Below are 17,428 nucleotides of genomic sequence, written 5' to 3'. Positions count from 1 at the left end.
CGCGAGCGCGGCACGATGGAGCACATGAATCAACTGGGTGCCGCGATACGCGCCTGGCGGAGCCGCACCGAGCCCGCCGCGGTGGGCCTGCCGGCCAATGCGCCCCGCCGCGTCGCCGGGCTGCGCCGGGGCGAGCTGGCGATGCTGGCCGGCGTCTCGGTCGAATACGTGGTGCGCATCGAGCAGGGCCGCGCGCCGACCCCGTCGGCCCAGGTCTGCGCGGCCCTGGCCCGGGCGCTGCGGCTCACCGACGAGGAGCAGGCCCACCTGATGCGCCTGGCCGGCCACGCCGCCGACCCCGACCGTGTTCCGCGCCTGATCCCGGCCAGCCTCCAGCGCATCATGGACCAGCTGTCCGAGAGCCCGCTGGCCGTGCACGACGCCACCTGGGCCATGCTGGCCTGGAACCCGCTGTTCGCCGCGGTCTTCGGCGACCCCAGCGCGCACAGCGCCGACGACCGCCACGTCCTGATCCGCCAGTTCGAGGGCGGCCTGAGCCGGGCTCGTCAGACCCCGGCCGAGCGGGCGCAGTTCGAGGAGTCCCTCGTGGCCGACCTGCGAGCCACGACGAGCCGCTACCCGAACGACCCGGCCGTCGCCGCCCTCGTCACCCGGCTGCGCCGAAGCCCTCGCTTCCGCGAGCTGTGGGCGCTGCGCTCGGTGGCCGGCCACCACAGCGCGACGAAGGTCATCGAACATCCCGAGGTCGGCGACATCGCCCTGGAATCCAACGTCCTGACGACCCAGGGCTCCAACCTGCGCCTGGTCGTCTACACGCCCCGCGCCGGCACCGACGCCCGGGGCAAGCTCAACCTGCTGGCCGCCATCGGCATCCAGCGGATGCGGGTTCAGGCGAAGTGACGAACGACTCCCGGGTGAACGTCGTTGCTGGTGGCGCGTGGATCCGAGCGGCAACGCAAGAGCGATCCCCCCTTGGAGAAGTTGATGAGCAAGCCCACTGTCGTGCTGGTGCACGGCGCGTTCGCGGAGTCGGCCGGCTGGAACGGCGTGATCTCGCGGCTGAACGAGCGCGGCGTGACCGCGATCGCCGTGGCCAACCCGCTGCGCAGCCTCGACGGCGACGCGGCGTACGTCCGGGACGTCGTCTCGTCGATCGGCGGGCCGGTCGTGCTGGCCGGGCACTCGTACGGCGGCCAGGTCATCACCCAGGCCGCCGGCGGCAACGAGGCGGTCAAGGGCCTGGTGTACGTCTCGGCGTTCGCCCCCGAGACCGGGGAGAGCGCCCTCGAACTGACCGGGAAGTTCCCCGGCAGCACCCTCGGCGACGCGGTAGTGCCCAAGCCGCTGACCGGTGGCGGCGTGGAGCTGAGCATCGAGACGGCGAAGTTCGCGCAGCAGTTCGCGGGCGACGTCGACCCGGCCGTGGCGGCCCTCATGGCGGCCACCCAGCGTCCGGTGGCCGAGGCCGGGCTCACGGCCGGCCTGGTCGGCGCGCCGGCGTGGCGGTCGGTGCCGAGCTGGCACATCTGGGGCGGCGCCGACAAGAACATCCCGGCCGAGGCCATGCGGTTCATGGCCGAGCGGGCCGGCGCGACCACGGCCGAGCAGATCGAGGGCGCCGGTCACGCGCTCACGGTCTCGCAGCCGGGCCCGGTCGCCGAGGCGATCCTGCGGGCCGTCGACGCGACCGGCAACTGAGGCCGCCGAGATGGGTGAGTGGAGGGCGCGGCTCCGTGAGCTCGGGGTCGAGCTGCCGCCGGTCGCGGCTCCGGTCGGGGCGTACGCCGGCGCGGTCCGCTACGGGTCGTACGTCCAGACGTCCGGGCAGTTGCCGCTGACCGGCGGGGTGATCCCGGTGACCGGCAAGGTCGGCGCCGGGGTGACCGTCGAGCAGGCGGCCGCTCTGGCCCGGCAGTCCACGCTGAACGCGCTGGCCGCGGTGGACGCCCTGGCCGGCCTCGACAACGTGACCCGGGTGCTGAAGGTCGTCGGGTTCGTCGCCTCGGATCCGGCCTTCACCGGTCAGGCCCAGGTGGTCAACGGCGCCTCGGAGTTCCTGCACGAGGTGTTCGGCCCGGCCGGCGTGCACGCGCGGTCCGCGGTCGGCATGGCCGTGCTGCCCTTGGACAGCCCGGTCGAGGTCGAGCTGCTGGTCGAGATCGCCTCCTGACCGCTGGTAGGCGTCGTCGTTCCCTCGGGGGCGGCGGCGCCTATCGGGACAGGATCCGGCCGCCGAACTGCACCACGGTCTCGATCAGGAAGCGCCAATACTGGAAGGCGGTCTCGACGGCGGCCCGGTGCACCGTGTGCACGGGCGAATCGGTGGTGGACACGTGAGCCGGGTCGAGACGCGTGACGATGTCGCCGTCGAGCTGGGCCACGGTCTGAATCATGATCGACTCGATGCCGACCTCCCACACCTTCCGCACGACGAGCACCTCGTCCATCCGCAGCGGCAGATGAAGCTCGGGCGGCGCGTCGCACCCGATGCCGTCGCCGACCACCGCGGCGACCTCGTCCCGGAGCAGAATGCGTTCGATCGCGGCGCAGTTCCGGGCGATCCGCTTGCGGATGACGGCCTTCGCGTCGTCATCGACCTCAAGGGGCAGGCCGGCGAGCATCGCCAGGCCACGGAAGGTGTCGGCCCGGACGACCTCGGAGACGCCTTCCCGGTTCAGCGCGCGGTTGTACTCGGCGATGATGTCGAGCAGGGCGAAATGGGACTCGGGCATCTTGCGGCCGGTCATGCCCGGCTTGCTGATGACGTTTATCTCGATGTTGAGGACATCCTCGAGAAGCTGCCTCTTCACCACTTGTGGTTGATGATCGTCTCGGCCGCGTCGATCAGAGTCTTGAAATGGGCCGGAAGCACCTGGATGCTCCGGTCGACCTGCTGCAGGTGATATTCCCGCAAGGCCTGATCGTCGCGCAGCTCCGGCGAGATCACATTGGTCACGTCGCCGTCACCCAGGTCGAAGATCGTCACGAGGGCCTCGGTCGGCGGTTCCGGGGTCTTGACCACGGTGGCCGTACGGCCCTCGCGCTCTTCAAGGACGACCTCGACCTTTCCCACGGCCGTGATCACCTTGACCTCGGTCAATTCGTTGAACATCTTTATGACCTTGGGAATGATGTCACGGGAATGGTCCTGGCCGGCACGCCGCGGAGTCTTGTCGTCAATCGTCACGGCGTCGAGCGTCATTCTTTTGTTTGATCAGGTCAAGGCGCAGGTCGGATGGCCGACGTTAGAGACGCAAACCGAGATAGCGCCGCAGAGTCCAATGAAGACCCAAGCTCAAGAGGAGCCCCGGCACAAGGGATATGGCGAAGAGCAGCAGGTCGGTGAGTGTGCCCGCTTGGGCGCCCAGCAGGCCGGCGACGGTGAGGGCGCTCCACCGGGCCAGGAGCTTGAGGTCTGGCCGGGTGGTGCGGACGGCGTCCACGAGGTTGGCGGCGCCGACGGTGGCCGCGCTGAGGGCGACGCCCGCAAGGGCACCCCAAGCGCGCCCGGCGCCGATGGCCAGGAGGCTCGCGATCGAGACCGGCGACACCACCCCGGCCCAGCTGAGAAGAGCGTCGATCCGGCGCACGGTGCCGGAAACCTTGGCCGTGAGCTCCTGGACGGCGACCGCGTGCGCGCCCCACAGCGCGGTCTCCTGCGGCAGCAAGTCACAGTCCACATGGCACACCAGGTCGCCGTCGGGCTGGATCACGGTCCGGATGGCGGTGGAGCCGGTCGGGTAGGCCGTGGTGACCGAGGCGCCGCCGCGCCGGAACAGGTCGCGGCGCAGTTCGAGGCACGCGGCGGCCAGCGAGCGGGGGTCACCGACGGCGGCTTGCCGGTGCCAGCGGCGGCTGCTGACGACGACGGCCAGAAAGCTCCGCACCGTCCCGGCGGTGAGATGCGCGAGCAGGGCGAACAATCCCTGCCAGCACTCGATGGCGGCCCGGACGTTCGCTTCGTGCAGCTCGTACATCGCCGGCCGTCCGTCGCCGCCGACCCGGGTGACGACATCACCGTCGATCTGGACAACAGTCTGGAGAGCGATGACGTCGACCCCGATCTCCCAGATCTTGCGGATCCGCACGACGTCCTCGGCGGTGAACGGGCGGTCCCGCGAGAGCACCCGCTCGATCTGGTCGCAGTTGCGATGGATCCGCTTCAGGATCACCGCCCGCCCCGGGTCCGCGCCCCGCAGGCGGCGATGGGCGGTCTCGGCCCGCATCGCAAGCTCCCGAAGGGCCGCGAACGTGCGCGTCTCGACAGGATGAAGGCGCAGGCCGGTTGCCGTGCTCCGCAGATAGCCGTCGTAGGCGAGGGCGATCTGCAGCAGCGCGCCGTCCACGTCCGGTGCTTCCCCGTCAGCCCGGCCGGAGTCGGCGCGGTCACGGTTCTCGAGAACGACGTCGACCTCGATGGTGAGCAGATCCTCGAAGAGTCGCTTCATCCGTCCTCCTGAGGCCGCCTTCTTTTCCATTGTCAAGAAGGCTCCGGACACCTGTCAAAGCGCGGCCCGGCCTACCGGCTCGCGGAGGGTCTCTATGCTGGCCGGGTGGCAGCGTGTCCCGAGCTGGCCGTCGCCGCCGTCAGCGGCGGCGAGGGTCTCTTCGGGGCAACCCCGAGGACGTTTGCATGATCACCGCAGCGCATCGCCGGCGCGCCACCGCGCTTCGCGCGAGACGGCGCAGGCACGACCGGGATTCGTCGGGACACGCTGCCCCTTTTGTGGTTGCCGGGGCTCTGGCCGACGCAATGCTCACCACCGACTGGCAATTCAAGAACATGCTTGCGGCCGTACGGTCGGTGACCGCCGGCCGCGGCAAATGGGCGCGCCGGCTGGTCAAGGCAGTCCTGCTGGCGTACCCAAGGGCACCGTTCGACCGGCCCCGGGAGCTGCGCTCGTTCCTCATCGCCCTGCCCGATCCGCCCCGGCGGGCCGTCATCCGGCGCCGGCTCGTGGTGCCGACCCGAGTCGTACACCTGCGGTGGAATGCTCCTGTCATCGACGACCTGGCCGGGCTGGCGGCCTTTTTCGGCCTCGACGGCGACGTGCTCGACTGGTTCGCCGACCGCCGGGAGATCAACCGGCATGCCCGGGACGAGAAACTTCGTCATTACCGGTACGCCTGGAGGCCGCACCGGCTGATCGAAGCGCCGAAACCTCGCCTGCGCGCCCTGCAACGGCAGGTCCTCGACCAGATCCTGGCCCGGGTGCCGGTCCACCCGGACGCACACGGTTTCGTGCCCGACCGGGGTGTGCACACGTTCGCCGAGGCGCATGCCGGCCAGGAAGTGCTGATCCGGCTCGACCTGCGGGCGTTCTTCTCCAGCATCACGGCGGCCCGGATCTACGGGCTGTTCCTCGGCATCGGCTATCCGGAGCCGGTCGCGCACGCGCTGACCGCCCTGACCACCACCCGCACACCGGCCCGGGTCCTGCGCGCCGCCCCCGGCCCGCACCTGGCCGCCCTGCTGCGGCAACCGCATCTGCCGCAGGGCGCGCCGACCTCGCCCGCCCTGGCCAACCTGTGCGCCTACCGGCTCGACCGGCGGCTCAGCGGGCTCGCCGGCCGCTTCGGCATGACCTACGGCCGGTACGCGGACGATCTGGCCTTCTCGGGCCGGGGCCCCACCGGCCGGCTGGTCGAGCTGGCCGGTGAGATCGTGACCGGGGAAGGCTTCCGTCTCCACCCGGCCAAGACCCGGATCCGGGGCCGCGCCCAGCGCCAGTCCCTGACCGGCCTGGTCGTCAACGATCACCCGGCCGCGCCCCGTGAGGAGTACGACCGGCTGCGCGCGATCCTGCACAACGCGGCCACGCACGGCCTGGCGGCGGCCAACCGCGACGGGCACCCCGACTTCGCGGCTCACCTCGCGGGCCGGGTCGCCTGGATGTCCCACCACCACCCGGCCCGCGCCGCGAAACTCGCCGTCCTTCTCGAGGCCGCTGTCAGGGCAGGATGATTCTGGAGGGCGGCGACGCGCGTCCCGTGGGGGCCCGCCGGCGTTGTTCAGGGGAAGAGCGGCCGATCAGCCGATCGGTCCGCGCGAACCTGGAAGAGGACATCCCCCCATGAACGAGAGCACAGGAACCACGGTCAAGCGCGGCCGGACGAGGCGGTACGCCATTGCCGCCACCGTTGTGGCCGTCGTCGCCGGTGGTGGTGTCGCCGCGGTCGGCATCGCCAGCGCGGACACCACGCCTACGCCCTCGAACCCGTACATCGTCGCCCCTCCCGGCACGACCCTGGGCGGCGGTGACGTCACGGCCGTCCAGGTCGCCGGCCGGAGCTTCTCGGGCACCTCGGTGCCGGCGAACGCCACCAGCGCGCTTGTCAAGATCACGAGTATCAACCCGTCGTCCTCGGGCAGCCTGACCGTCTACACGGGCAAGCGGCCGTCCGGCGCCGCCACCGTCAGCTTCCGGCGGGGTCAGACCGCGTCCGGCACGGCGAACGTCGCGCTCGACAGCCGCGGACGGCTCGCCGTCTACAGCACGGCGCGGACGCGGTTCACCCTGCAGCTGCAGTCGTACACCACGCCGGCGACCACCCCGCCGACGCCCACGTGCACCGCGACGATCTCCACGATCGCGCCCAGCGCCAAGACGCTGACGAACGTCGGCGGCAGCATCCGGGCCGGGGCGACCGACTTCGGCAGCGTGAACCTGCCGGCCGGCACCTACGACGCCCGCGTCATCGGCGGCTTCACCGGCTTCAACAACAACGACACCTGGCTGCCGCAGGGCGTGTTCCTGACCGGCACGATGACCGTCGTCAAGGGCGCGACGATCAACTCCGACTTCACCAACAACGTCACTGCGGGCGGCGTGATGATCCCCAAGTCGGACAGCGCCACCCTGACCCAGGACCCGACCCTGTCGATCTCCACCTTCCTGGTCCTGGACGCGCCCACCGAGGTCCACGTCAAGCTGTTCGCGTACGCCTCCAACAGCGGCACGGCCGGATCGGGCCAGGTCAAGGCCAACGTGCAGAGCGCACAGTTCCGTAAGGTCTGCTGAGGTGAAAGCGGGGGCAGGCGTGAAGCCTGCCCCCGCGTTCTAGCCGACCCGCTCCAGGAAGGCGGCGAGGTTGGTGGTCAGGCGCTCGATCTTGTCGTCGAGCGAGATCGTCTCGGGCAGGCGGCCGCCGGGCCCCGGGTCGCGCTTGCCGCGGATGTAGAGCGAGCAGCCGAAGTCGTTGCAGAAATAACTGCCGACCGAGTCGCCGCGCTTGCCGGCCTCACCCGCCCGCGGCGCGACCATCAGCGAGACGCCGGTCAGCGGGCTGACCGTGCACATCGAGCACATGCTGCGCCGCATCCGCTCGGCGCCCGCCTTCGGGGTCCGCAGGACGAACGCCTTGTCGCCGACGGCCAGATAGGCCCGGTGCTCGGCGCGCGGATCCCGCCAGCCCAAATAGTCGAGATCTTCCCACTCCTGCTCGCCCAGATTCCGCGGCACGTACAGGCGCTTGGCCTCGCCCTTGCTGCAGTTCACGAACGCGGCCCGGATCTCCTGCTCGGTCAACGGCTTCATGCGGACAACGCTACGGTTGCCTAAATGCTTTAGGCAACGGAATAATGGTCACAGGTTCTTGGAAGGGGTACGCCTGTGGCGCGAGCTGGACTGACACCGGACCGCCTGGCTCAGACCGGAGCCATGCTGGCCGACGAGATCGGCTTCGAGCAGGTGACGGCGTCTGCGCTGGCCCGCCACTTCGGCGTACAGGTGGCCAGCCTTTATTCGCACGTGCGCAACACCCACGACCTCAAGGTGCGGATCGCCGCTGTCGCCCTGGCCGAGATGGCTGACAACGCCGCCGTCGCCCTCGCCGGCCGCTCAGGCCGCGAGGCCCTGGCCGCCCTGGGCAACGTCTACCGCGACTACGCCCGTGCCCACCCCGGCCGTTACGCCGCCGCCCAGATCAGGCTCACACCCGCCGAGGCGGCGGCCACGGCCGGCCCCCGCCACTCGGAGATGATGCGGGCCGTCCTCCGCGGCTACGACCTGAGCGACGAGGACCAGGTTCACGCCGTACGCCTGCTGGGAAGCATTTTCCAAGGGTTCGTGAGCCTGGAGCAGAGCGGCAGTTTCGACCACAGCACACCCAGCAGCGACAAGTCCTGGACCCGGATTCTCGACTCCCTGGACGCGACGCTGCGCACGTGGCCGACGGCTGGGGCCTCGCGCCTCAGCTGAGGATGGCGGTGGCTTCGATCTCCACCACGAAGTCGGGCGTGAACAGGGCCTGGACGCCGACGATGGAGAGGGGCGGGGCGGGAACGGGCAGACCGTCCTGCTCCTGCACGCGGGTGATGGCGGCCAGCACGTCGTCCCACTTCTCCGCCGTCCAGTCCACGACGTAGAAGGTCAGCCGAGCCAGATCGCCGACGTCCCCGCCGGCCCCGCGCACACCGGCGATGATGTTGCGCAGAGCGGCCTCGACCTGGCCGCCCAGATCCGGCGCGGCGGGCAGGAAGTCGGGGGTGACCCCGGCCTGCCCGGCCAGCAGAACGATCCGGGACCCGGTCCCGACAGCGACCGGCGAGTAGTCGGTCTGCTTGAGCAGTCCGTCGGGGTGCAGGAACTCCACACTCATGGCGATCTCCCGTCGTACGAACGCTGCGGATCTTTCCCCGAGTGCATCGTGTGTTCCCGGAACACAGTCAAGGAGATCCCGCCCAGGGCCTGGCCGCCGTGGCCGAGCTGAAGGACCAGGTCGACCGCGAGCTGCCGGGTCTGCGCTCGACCCTGATTAAGTCCATCGCCCTGCGCCGCGCCGGGTGAGCCCGCGCCACTACCCTCGCCGGCGGGCGAGATGGACGGTGATGTCGGCGGCGATCTCCACCGTCTCGGGGAGGACCCGCGCGATCTGGCTGAACAGCTGTTCGCGGCGCGGCGCCGGCAGTTCCAGGTACGCGGAGATCGTCGACAGGTGCTCGACGTAGTCGGTGGCGCTCATGGCGAGCCGCCGCCCGATCACGGACTGCCGGACGTCGGTGAACCACTCGGAGGCCTCAAGCTCGTCCGCGGGCCACTGTTGCACGCCCTGACCGGCCGGGAGCGGGACGTCGTCGGTCTCCATGAACGGGGACCGGGCCTTTCCCACGGCCTCCTCGACCGCCGGGTCGGCCAGCTCGATCGGGCCTCCGAAGCAGGCGAAGACACCGCCCGGCTCCAGCAGGGCGGTCATCCGCGACCACCGCCCCTCGGGGCGCGTCCAGTGCAGCGAGGCCGCCGCGTAGACCAGGTCGTACCGCTCGCCGAGCGGCAGCTCCTCGAACGCGGACCGCATCCTCCGCACCGACGCCGGCACGTGCTTGCTCAGCTCGGCCAGCATGTCCGGATCGGGTTCGGTCGCGGTCACCGCGACGCCCGGTCGGGCGAAGAGGCGGGTCGCCTTGCCCGTTCCGGCGCCGATCTCGAGCGCGGTGCGCAGGGGCCGGGACGCGTAGGCGGTCACCAGGCCGAACAGTTCGGCGGGATAACCCGGCCGGAACCTCTCGTAGGCCTCCGCGACAGCTCCGAAGCTCAATGCCCGTCCCGTCATGCCGACCATCCTGCCCGATAGGGTGGTCCGGTGATCACCCCGGACGTCGACCTGGTTCTCGTGGGCGGTGGGGGAGCGGCCTCGCTCGTGCTGGCCTCCCTCGGGCGGGAGCGGCTCTCCGGCGTACGGCTGGCGATCGTCGATCCTGTGCGCAAGCAAGGCCAGGACCGGACCTGGGCGTTCTGGGGGACGCCGGGCACGGCTTTCGACCCTCTTCTGAGCGCCAGCTGGGACGAGGTCGATGTGGTGACGCCGGAGCGGCGGCGGGTGCTTGCGCTTCAGCCTTTGCGGTACGCCATGTTGCGCTCGGCGCCGCTCTACGAGATGGCCGCCGGTGTCGAGGAGCGGCTCGGCGCCCTGCGGATCACCGCGCCGGCCGGGGAACTGGTGGACGACGGTGACAGCGTCGTCGTCATGGGGCCGGACGGGCAGCCGTTGGTGCGGGCGGGATGGGCGCTCGACTCGCGGCCGCGGAAGCCGCGGCGGCCGGGGCGGACCAACTGGTTGCAGCACTTCCGTGGGTGGTGGCTGGAAGCCGGCAAGGCGGTCTTCGATCCGGGACGGGCGGTGCTGATGGATTTCCGTACGCCGCAACCGGCCCGTGGGGTCTCCTTCGGCTATGTGCTGCCGGTCAGCGACCGGTTCGCGCTGGTCGAATACACCGAGTTCTCGCGCGCCGTGCTCGACGGCGACGCCTACGACGCCGCCCTGCGCGCCTACGCCGATCTGATCGGGCTCGACTTGGGGGAGTTGCGGGTCCGTGAGGTCGAGGACGGCGTCATTCCCATGACCGACGGCGTCTTCGACGCCCACCCCACACCCCGGGTGGTACGCCTCGGGACCGCCGGCGGGGCCACACGGCCGTCGACCGGGTTCACGTTCTCCGCCATGGCCCGCCAAGCCGAGGACGTGGCCCATGCGGTTGCGGGCGGCCGTCCACCCGTACCGCAAGCGCCCTATCCGCCCCGTCATCGCTGGATGGACGCTGTGCAGTTGCGGGCCTTGGACAAAAACCTGGTCGACGGGGTGGCCTTCTTCGACCGCCTCTTCGACCGCAACCCGGCCGAGCTCGTGCTGCGGTTCCTCGACGGCACCACCTCGTGGGCCGAGGACCTTCGCCTGATGGCGTCGAGCCCGCTCCTGCCGATGACGCGGGCCGCCGCCGGTGACGCCGTCAGCCGGCTCAGCGCGGGCAGGCGCCCACGTGGGTCGGGCCGTGCCGGAGCAGCAGGCGGGTAGCCAGCACCTCGGCCGCGACACCCCGGCCCGTGTAAAGGCCGGCCTGGTTGCTGAATTCGAAGTGCTGACCGCCGTACACCCGGGAACGCCCGGCCTCTGAAGCCGCCGAGGAGAAACCGGGGTAGGCGCGGGCGGCACCGCCCGGCGCCGAATCGGTCGTGTGGGTGAAGGCGATGGCGTCGTCGCAGAAGAAGCCGGCCAGGACGGCCGAACCGGCGCCGCTGTACGAGCTGTGGCCGGACACGTATTCCGGGGTGCTGCCGACGCTGCCGGCGCGGGCCGACCACGTGGGATCGGTCGTCTCGCGGATCGCCGTGGTGGGGCGCCAATGGCGGTAGCGATATTTGGTGCCGACCGTGGCGACGGTCGTGTCGGCCAGGCCCATGGTGAGCAGCGCGGTCAGCCGGGTCTGTTCGGCCAGCGGCAGGTGGCGGGCGGTGGCGACACCCAGGCCGATCCGCAGCCACTCGCCGGGCGGCTGGTCCGAGCCGGCCGGCAGCGACCAGTACTGATAGGTGGCGAGCAGCTCCGCGTCGGGCCGGGCGGCGTTGCCGAGGACGGCCACCTCGGCGTAGGCGCCGGCGTAGGGCACGCTGGTCAGGGCGGGCGGCCCGGCCGGGATGTAGCGGCCCGGATCGGCCACGGCGAACGGTTGCACGTTGCGATATTGGGTGCCCGGCCAGGCGGCCCGGAAGACGCCCGGGCCCTCGCCGGCGGGCTGGGACTCGACCGGCGTGGAGCCGTCGCCGGTGCGCACCGAGACCACGGCCCGGCCGACGTGACGGCCCCACGCGGCGCCGGACTGCGGCCTCGTGAGGCGGGCGAGGTCGGTCGCGAGGCGGGCGTCGTAGGTGGCCGCGCGGGCCGGGTCGAGGGCGACCAGCACCTCGTGCGCGGCCGAGGCGGCGGCGGCCTGCGCGTCGGCGTGGCGCGGCCCCGAACCGGGGACCAGGGCGGGGGTCCGGGCCCGCGCTCCGGCCAGCCCGTTCACCGCGTCGTACATCGCGACGTTGACCATCGCGTACATCCGGGCCGCGTCCGCGTCGGTGGCGCGCGTGACCCGTACGGCGTCGAGGGCGAATCCGTTCCACACCCGCACACTGTCGATGTCGGTCGGCGCGTGAGCGCCCGCGAAGCCACCGGCCAGACTCAGCGCGACCACGATCCAGGTCTTCCTCATCGACACACCCTCCACCCGGAGCCCATCCGGCGGCGTCGATGCGTCCTCGATCAGACTCGGCGGGGATTGTTGACAATGTTGTCGCCGTGGTGCGATAGGCTGCGCTGATGCAGCCCGAGAAACACCGCGCAACGGCCGCCGCGCAGGCGAGGGACGGGTTGCGCGAGGCGATCCTCCGCGGTGAATACCTGCCCGGCGAGCGGCTCGTCGAGGCCCAGCTGATCGAGCGGTTCGCGGCCAGCCGGTTCAACGTGCGCGCGGCCCTGCAGGACCTGGCCGGCGAGGGCCTGGTCCAGATGGAGCGCAACCGCGGCGCCCACGTGCGCAAGGTGTCCATCGAGGAGGCCGTCGAGATCACCGAGGTCCGCATGGTGGTCGAGGGGCTGATCGCGGCCCGCGCCGCCGAGCGGGTCACCGACGAGCAGGCGGGCGAGCTCGACGAGATCGGCCGGCTCATGCGCGCGGCCGTCGCCGAGGGTGAGTACAGGGCGTACAGCGATCTCAACCAGCGCCTGCACGCGCTGATCCGGGGCATCGCCGGGCACGGCACGGCCGACCGGATCGTCGAGACGCTGCGCGGCCAGCTGGTCCGCCACCAGTTCATGCTGTCGCTGCTGCCGGGCCGCCCGCAGACGTCGCTGCCCCAGCACGAGCGCGTCATCGCGGCGATCCGCGACCGTGACGCCAAGGCGGCCGAGAACGCGATGCGGGAACACATCGCCAGCGTCATCGAGGCGCTGCGGTCCATCGACTACCTCGGGGGCCCGGCGTGACCGCGATCGCCGTGCTCGGCCTGGGCGAGGCGGGCAGCCGGATCGCGGCCGACCTCGTCGCGGCCGGTGCGACCGTCCACGGGTTCGATCCGCTGGTGGGTGCGCCTGACGGCGTACGACAGGCGAAGAGCGACGCCGACGCCTGCCGCGAGGCCGGCCTGGTGTTGAGTGTGAACAGCGCGAGCCAGGCCCTCGACGCCCTGCGGCAGTCGCTGCCGGACTGCCGGCCGGGGACGCTGTGGGCCGACCTGAACACGTCCGCGCCCGCCTTGAAAGAGCAGTTGTTCGCGGCCGCGGGCGGCGCCGTCGAGGTCGTGGACGTGGCGCTCATGGCGCCGGTGCCCGGACGAGGGTTGCGAACCCCGATGACGGCCAGCGGGCCCGCCGCGGCCAGGGTCGCCTCCGCCTTGAAAAAGCACGGCGCCGATGTTCAGGTCATCGAGGGGCCGGTGGGCGCGGCGGCCACCCGCAAGCTGCTGCGCAGCGTCTTCTACAAGGGCATGTCGGCCGCCGTGACCGAGGCCCTCGCGGCGGCCCGGGTGGCCGGGCTCGAGGAGTGGCTGACCGAGAACATCCGCGACGAGTTCGTGCGCAGCGACGCCGCCACGCTCGACCGCGTCGTCGAGGGCTCCCGGGTGCATGCCGTGCGCCGCCGTGAGGAGATGGCGGCGGCGGCCGACCTGCTCGACTCGCTGGGCGTGCCGGCCCGGGTGGCCCGCGCCAGCCGCGACTGGCTGGGCGACCTGGCGGACAGGCGAACCGACCTAGCGGGGTAGGCGGACCGTCACGACCGTGCCGTGCGGCTCGTTCGCGGTCGCGGCGACCGTGCCGCCGTGCTGGGACGCGGTCTGGGCGACGATGGCCAGGCCCAGGCCCGAGCCCGGCATCGCGCGGGCGGCCGGCGCCCGGTAGAAGCGGTCGAAGACGTGCGGGAGGTCCTCGGCGGCGATCCCGGGGCCCTCGTCGGTGACGGTCAGCGCCCACCAGTGCGGCCCGTCGGCGCGCAGGGTGGTCGTCACGGTGGCGCCGGCCGGGCTCCACTTGGCCGCGTTGTCGAGGATGTTGACGACCATGCGCTCGAGCTCGCCCGGCCGCCCGGTCACGGTGGCGGGGGAGGTGTCGGTGGTGAAGACGACGCCGGGCGCCCGCGTCCGGACCCGGTTGACGGCCGCGGTGACCACGTCGGCCAGCTCTACCGGCTCGACGGCCTCCCGGGTCGTCTCCTCCCGCGCCAGCTCGACCAGCTCGGTGGTCAGGGTGGCCAGCTCGCGCACCTGGGCGTCGAGGTCCTCCAGCAGCGACGCCCTCTCCTCGGGCGGCAGCCGGTGGGCCAGTTCCGGCCGTCGTTCGACTTCCAGGAGCAGTTCCACATTCGTACGGATGCTCGTCAGCGGCGTACGCAGCTCGTGCCCCGCGTCCTCGACCAGGGTGCGCTGCGCCCGCCGGGCCGAGTCGATGGCCGCCAGCATCGTGTTCACCGAACAGCCGAGCCGGGCGATCTCGTCGACCCCCGACACCTCGACCGGCCTGGTCAGGTCGGTGGTGACCGCCACCTGCTCGACCGACGCGGTGAGCTTCTCCACCGGCGCCAGCCCGGCCCGCGCCACCAGCCGCCCGAGCCAGGCCGCCCCGGCGATCCCGAGCACGCAGGCGGCGGCCAGCGCCCCGGCCAGCAGGGTGAGCAGATCGCGCGTCCGTTCCTGGTTGATGGCCACCTGCACGGCGCCGTCGCCGTACTTCACGGGAACGGTGAGCATCTGATGGTGGTCGCCGTCGATGATCACCTCCTCCTGGAAGGGTGGCCGCTTCCCGGCCGCGATCTCCTTGGCCGCCGCGGTCACGGGCAGCGTGCCGGCCGAGCCGCCGACGATCGCGCCCGACGGGTCCAGCAGCTGCCAGGCCGGGCCGAACGGCTTGTGGTTGCCGTATCCCTTGGGCATCCCCTCCTGGATGTCCTGCCACTCGCTGGGCGCGGCCGCGATCGACCGGGCGTCGGAGTTGAGCGCCGCCTCGAGCTGGTGCGCCTGCAGGGCGGCCACGGTGAGCAGCGCCGCCCCGGCCATGACGATGACGGCCGCCGCCACCGCGCACGCCACCATCAGCGACAGTCGCGTGTGAAGGGTCCGCGGCCGCTTGATCACAGCGGGTCCTCGCGCAGCACGAAACCCACCCCGCGCACGGTGTGCAGCAGCCGCGGCTCGCCCTCGGCCTCGAGCTTGCGGCGCAGATAGCCCAGATAGACGTGGATGCTGTTCGACCCCTCGCCGAAGTCGTAGCCCCACACCTGCTCGAACAGCGCGGCCCGGGTCAGCACCTGCCGCGGGTGCCGCAGAAAGGCCTCGAGGATCGCGAATTCCGTACGGGTGAGACGCAGTTGCCGATCTCCGCGCCAGACCTCGCGCGTGACCTCGTCGAGCCGGACGTCACCGAACACGAGCCGCTGCTCGTCGGCGGGCGGGCCGCCGTTGAGCGCCGACCGCCGCAGCAGGGCCCGGATGCGGGCCAGCAGCTCCTGGAGCGCGAACGGCTTCACCAGATAGTCGTCGGCCCCGGCGTCGAGCCCGGCGACCCGGTCGCCGACGCTGTCGCGGGCGGTCAGCATCAGCACCGGAAGCAGCAGCCCCTCGGCCCGCAGCCGCCGGCAGGCCTCGAGACCGTCCAGGACCGGCATGCTGACGTCCAGGACCATCGCGTCGGGCGCGGCCGCCCTGGCCACCTCGACCGCCTGCTCGCCGTTCTCGGCCGTGTCGACCTGGTAACCCTCGAACCGCAGCGTCCGGGCCAGGGAGTCCCGGACCGCCGCGTCGTCATCCACCACGAGTATGCGCATCGTGCGTTCAGGTTAGAGCTGGGCCGCGTCCAGGGCGGCCTGGAGGGACTGCTTGTAGGCCTCGCTGGTGAAGGTGGCGCCGGAGACGCCGTCGATGGAGGCGCTCTGGGCGGCCAGCACCTGCTCGCGGAGCTGGGGGAGGGCGCCCGCGGTGACGCCCGCGTCGGCCGGGTTGTCGGCGGGCGAGGTGGGCGCGGTGATCTCGGTGATCTTGCCGTTGGCGACGGTGATGTGGACCTGGAGCGGGCCCCACTGCGTCTGGACGGACGAGCCGTCGTACTCCTTGGAACCGCTGGCGGGGGTTCCGGCCGCGCTCGGCTCGGAAAGGGGGGCCTCGGCCGCCGCCGGGGTGGCCGGGGTGTTGGTGCTCGTGCGATAGCTGAATAGCAGCACGATCGCGGCGACCGTGGAGAACAGCCACAGGGTGATTCGGCGCATCGGAGTCCTCGCTTACCAGGAGAAGAGTTCGGTGTGCACGCGGGCGGCGGGCGCCCCGGCGGCACGGGCGGCGTCGTGCGCGGCGGCCGTCCAGGCGTCCGGGCCGCACAGGTAGACCTCGGCCTTCGCGATCGACGGGGCGAGGCGGCGCATGGCGCCGACGTCGGTGTCCTGGTGGCCGGCCGGCAGCCAGGAGCCGTCCGCCGCGCGCGGGCCGACCAGATAGTTCACCGCCACGCCGCGCTGGGCCGCGAACCACTCCAGCTCGGGCCGGAACGCGATCTCGGCCTCGCTGCGGGCGCGGTAGACGAGCGTGGCCTGCCCGTGCTCGTACGGCAGCTCGCCCAGCAACGACAGCAGCGGGGTGATGCCGATGCCGCAGGCGAGCAGCACGACCGGCCCGCCGTGGTACGACTCGCCGGTCAGCCGGCCGTAGGGACCTTCGATCAGGGCCCGGGTGCCGCGCTGGAGCGACGCCACGCGGGAACTGCCGTCGCCCGAGTCCTTGACCGTGATGCGCAGGCGCTCGCCGTCCGGCGCGGCCGACAGCGAGAACGGGTGCGACCTGGTCCAGCCCGGCCCGTCCAGGAAGCGCCACTGGAAGAACTGCCCGGCCCGTGCCGGCAGGCGGCCGAGGTCGCGCCCGGTGAGGTAGACCGAGGTCAGGCCCGGTCCTTCGGTGACCACCCGGTCGACCACGAGGCGGTGGCGGCGGTTGCGCAGCAGCGGCAGGCCGAGCCGGAAGAGCAGCACGGCCCCGGCGGCCACGCCCCACAGCGTCCACCAATAAGTGGCGGCCCAGGCCGAGCCGACGAAGTCGGAGCCCGACCACAGCTGGTGCGGCAGAGCCAGGCCGGCGCCCAGGTAGGCGTAGAGGTGCAGGAGGTGCCACGACTCGTACCGCAGACGCCGCCGCGCGGCCCGGACCGACGTGACCACCACCATGACCAGCGCGAGCGTGCCCGCCGCGGCCAGCAGCAGGCCCGGGAAGTTCCCGATCATGGTCCAGAGCTGGGCGAACGGGTTGGTCCGGGCGGTTCCGGCGTAACCGATGGTGATGAGCACGATGTGCGCCACCATCATCCAGAACGACGTGAAACCGGACCAGCGGTGCCAGCGGGCGAGCTTGTCCTGACCGAAGGCGCGCTCGACCATCGGGATGCGGGCCATCGTCAGCACCTGCAACAGCAGCAGGTCGGAGGCCCAGAGACCGAAGAGGCGGCCGATCGAGGAGACGGCTCCCGCGCCGCCACCGCCCACCGACTGGAGCCCGCCGTGGCTCACCCAGAGCGCGGTCACCACGAGCAGTGTGGTGCCGGCGAGGACGCCACCGGCGTCACCCCACCAGCGTGGCGTCGCGGAAGGCCCGGATCGGGGTGGCGCCTGTCGTCCGGCGCCGGGTCTGGCCGTGATCGTCATGATCCCACCATGACCCGGTTAGATGAAGCCTCAAGT

Annotated in this window: 21 protein-coding genes; 10 read left to right on the top strand and 11 right to left on the bottom strand. The window is 71.8% G+C overall.

What is annotated here, in order from left to right; genetic code table 11:
• The first annotated feature begins 24 nt into the window (after positions 1 to 24).
• From ACQP2X_RS27020 to ACQP2X_RS27010, 3 genes are all read left to right on the top strand, one after another.
• Positions 25 to 861, top strand: coding sequence for a helix-turn-helix transcriptional regulator (locus ACQP2X_RS27020; protein ID WP_498686545.1), 837 nt, complete (start codon positions 25 to 27; stop codon positions 859 to 861).
• An 84-nt stretch (positions 862 to 945) separates the two neighbouring features.
• Complete coding sequence (locus tag ACQP2X_RS27015; RefSeq protein ID WP_498686544.1) at positions 946 to 1,659, top strand: alpha/beta fold hydrolase; 714 nt, start codon at positions 946 to 948, stop codon at positions 1,657 to 1,659.
• Between the two features lie 10 nt (positions 1,660 to 1,669).
• The gene (locus ACQP2X_RS27010) at positions 1,670 to 2,131 is read left to right on the top strand and encodes a RidA family protein (RefSeq protein ID WP_498686542.1); all 462 of its coding nucleotides are present in this window, start codon (positions 1,670 to 1,672) and stop codon (positions 2,129 to 2,131) included.
• 40 nt (positions 2,132 to 2,171) lie between these two features.
• On the opposite strand, the gene ACQP2X_RS27005 is transcribed toward ACQP2X_RS27010, so the two are convergent.
• From ACQP2X_RS27005 to ACQP2X_RS26995, 3 genes are all read right to left on the bottom strand, one after another.
• Positions 2,172 to 2,771: a DUF8581 family protein gene (locus ACQP2X_RS27005; RefSeq protein ID WP_498686541.1), complete on the bottom strand. Its 600-nt coding sequence runs from the start codon at positions 2,769 to 2,771 to the stop codon at positions 2,172 to 2,174.
• Positions 2,768 to 3,073: a hypothetical protein gene (locus ACQP2X_RS27000; protein WP_498686538.1), complete on the bottom strand. Its 306-nt coding sequence runs from the start codon at positions 3,071 to 3,073 to the stop codon at positions 2,768 to 2,770. Before ACQP2X_RS27000 ends, ACQP2X_RS27005 begins: the two co-directional genes overlap by 4 nt.
• Before the next feature lie 133 nt (positions 3,074 to 3,206).
• Complete coding sequence (locus ACQP2X_RS26995) at positions 3,207 to 4,409, bottom strand: DUF8581 family protein (protein WP_498686537.1); 1,203 nt, start codon at positions 4,407 to 4,409, stop codon at positions 3,207 to 3,209.
• A gap of 278 nt (positions 4,410 to 4,687) precedes the next feature.
• On the opposite strand from ACQP2X_RS26995, the gene ACQP2X_RS26990 reads away from it, so the two are divergent.
• Complete coding sequence (locus ACQP2X_RS26990) at positions 4,688 to 5,926, top strand: reverse transcriptase family protein (protein ID WP_498686536.1); 1,239 nt, start codon at positions 4,688 to 4,690, stop codon at positions 5,924 to 5,926.
• 109 nt (positions 5,927 to 6,035) lie between these two features.
• Positions 6,036 to 6,983 carry a hypothetical protein gene (locus ACQP2X_RS26985; RefSeq protein WP_498686535.1) on the top strand — a complete coding sequence of 316 codons (948 nt, stop codon included), beginning with the start codon at positions 6,036 to 6,038 and terminating at the stop codon, positions 6,981 to 6,983.
• Positions 6,984 to 7,022: 39 nt separating this feature from the next.
• Here the strand turns inward: ACQP2X_RS26985 and ACQP2X_RS26980 are convergent, their stop codons facing one another.
• Positions 7,023 to 7,499, bottom strand: a complete 477-nt coding sequence (locus ACQP2X_RS26980; protein WP_498686533.1) for an FBP domain-containing protein — start codon at positions 7,497 to 7,499, stop codon at positions 7,023 to 7,025.
• A gap of 75 nt (positions 7,500 to 7,574) precedes the next feature.
• Here ACQP2X_RS26980 and ACQP2X_RS26975 point away from each other — a divergent pair, with 75 nt between their 5' ends.
• Positions 7,575 to 8,162, top strand: coding sequence for a TetR/AcrR family transcriptional regulator (locus ACQP2X_RS26975; protein ID WP_498686532.1), 588 nt, complete (start codon positions 7,575 to 7,577; stop codon positions 8,160 to 8,162).
• Here ACQP2X_RS26975 and ACQP2X_RS26970 read toward each other — a convergent pair.
• A complete protein-coding gene (locus ACQP2X_RS26970) occupies positions 8,155 to 8,562 on the bottom strand; it encodes a RidA family protein (RefSeq protein ID WP_498686530.1) in 408 nt (135 codons plus the stop codon). The genes ACQP2X_RS26975 and ACQP2X_RS26970 overlap by 8 nt on opposite strands.
• A gap of 41 nt (positions 8,563 to 8,603) precedes the next feature.
• On the opposite strand from ACQP2X_RS26970, the gene ACQP2X_RS26965 reads away from it, so the two are divergent.
• Complete coding sequence (locus ACQP2X_RS26965; RefSeq protein WP_498686528.1) at positions 8,604 to 8,750, top strand: hypothetical protein; 147 nt, start codon at positions 8,604 to 8,606, stop codon at positions 8,748 to 8,750.
• A gap of 10 nt (positions 8,751 to 8,760) precedes the next feature.
• Here ACQP2X_RS26965 and ACQP2X_RS26960 read toward each other — a convergent pair whose 3' ends face one another.
• Positions 8,761 to 9,513, bottom strand: coding sequence for a class I SAM-dependent methyltransferase (locus tag ACQP2X_RS26960; RefSeq protein ID WP_498686527.1), 753 nt, complete (start codon positions 9,511 to 9,513; stop codon positions 8,761 to 8,763).
• 30 nt (positions 9,514 to 9,543) lie between these two features.
• On the opposite strand from ACQP2X_RS26960, the gene ACQP2X_RS26955 reads away from it, so the two are divergent.
• The gene (locus ACQP2X_RS26955) at positions 9,544 to 10,752 is read left to right on the top strand and encodes a lycopene cyclase family protein (RefSeq protein WP_498686525.1); all 1,209 of its coding nucleotides are present in this window, start codon (positions 9,544 to 9,546) and stop codon (positions 10,750 to 10,752) included.
• Here ACQP2X_RS26955 and ACQP2X_RS26950 read toward each other — a convergent pair.
• Positions 10,697 to 11,932 (bottom strand): vanadium-dependent haloperoxidase, encoded by a 1,236-nt coding sequence (locus tag ACQP2X_RS26950; protein WP_498686524.1) that lies wholly within the window; start codon positions 11,930 to 11,932, stop codon positions 10,697 to 10,699. The genes ACQP2X_RS26955 and ACQP2X_RS26950 overlap by 56 nt on opposite strands.
• Positions 11,933 to 12,039: 107 nt before the next feature.
• Here ACQP2X_RS26950 and ACQP2X_RS26945 point away from each other — a divergent pair, with 107 nt between their 5' ends.
• Both ACQP2X_RS26945 and ACQP2X_RS26940 read left to right on the top strand, forming a co-directional pair.
• A complete protein-coding gene (locus ACQP2X_RS26945; protein WP_498686522.1) occupies positions 12,040 to 12,705 on the top strand; it encodes a GntR family transcriptional regulator in 666 nt (221 codons plus the stop codon).
• Entirely contained in the window at positions 12,702 to 13,481 is a 780-nt protein-coding gene (locus tag ACQP2X_RS26940; protein WP_498686520.1) for an NAD(P)-dependent oxidoreductase, read from the top strand. The genes ACQP2X_RS26945 and ACQP2X_RS26940 overlap by 4 nt, the downstream gene beginning before the upstream one ends.
• On the opposite strand, the gene ACQP2X_RS26935 is transcribed toward ACQP2X_RS26940, so the two are convergent.
• The 4 genes from ACQP2X_RS26935 to ACQP2X_RS26920 are packed head-to-tail and all read right to left on the bottom strand — an operon-like array spanning position 13,470 to position 17,392.
• Entirely contained in the window at positions 13,470 to 14,846 is a 1,377-nt protein-coding gene (locus tag ACQP2X_RS26935; RefSeq protein ID WP_498686518.1) for a HAMP domain-containing sensor histidine kinase, read from the bottom strand. The genes ACQP2X_RS26940 and ACQP2X_RS26935 overlap by 12 nt on opposite strands.
• Positions 14,843 to 15,535 (bottom strand): response regulator transcription factor, encoded by a 693-nt coding sequence (locus ACQP2X_RS26930; RefSeq protein WP_498686517.1) that lies wholly within the window; start codon positions 15,533 to 15,535, stop codon positions 14,843 to 14,845. Before ACQP2X_RS26930 ends, ACQP2X_RS26935 begins: the two co-directional genes overlap by 4 nt.
• Positions 15,536 to 15,547: 12 nt before the next feature.
• The gene (locus ACQP2X_RS26925; protein WP_498686515.1) at positions 15,548 to 15,973 is read right to left on the bottom strand and encodes an FMN-binding protein; all 426 of its coding nucleotides are present in this window, start codon (positions 15,971 to 15,973) and stop codon (positions 15,548 to 15,550) included.
• A gap of 12 nt (positions 15,974 to 15,985) precedes the next feature.
• Complete coding sequence (locus tag ACQP2X_RS26920) at positions 15,986 to 17,392, bottom strand: ferredoxin reductase family protein (RefSeq protein WP_498686513.1); 1,407 nt, start codon at positions 17,390 to 17,392, stop codon at positions 15,986 to 15,988.
• Positions 17,393 to 17,428 lie beyond the last annotated feature (36 nt).

This window comes from Actinoplanes sp. CA-131856, assembly GCF_050956135.1.
Taxonomy (GTDB): Bacteria; Actinomycetota; Actinomycetes; order Mycobacteriales; family Micromonosporaceae; genus Actinoplanes.
The sequence above is the reverse complement of the archived record's forward strand: the minus strand, read 5'-3'. Positions and strand labels throughout refer to the sequence as shown.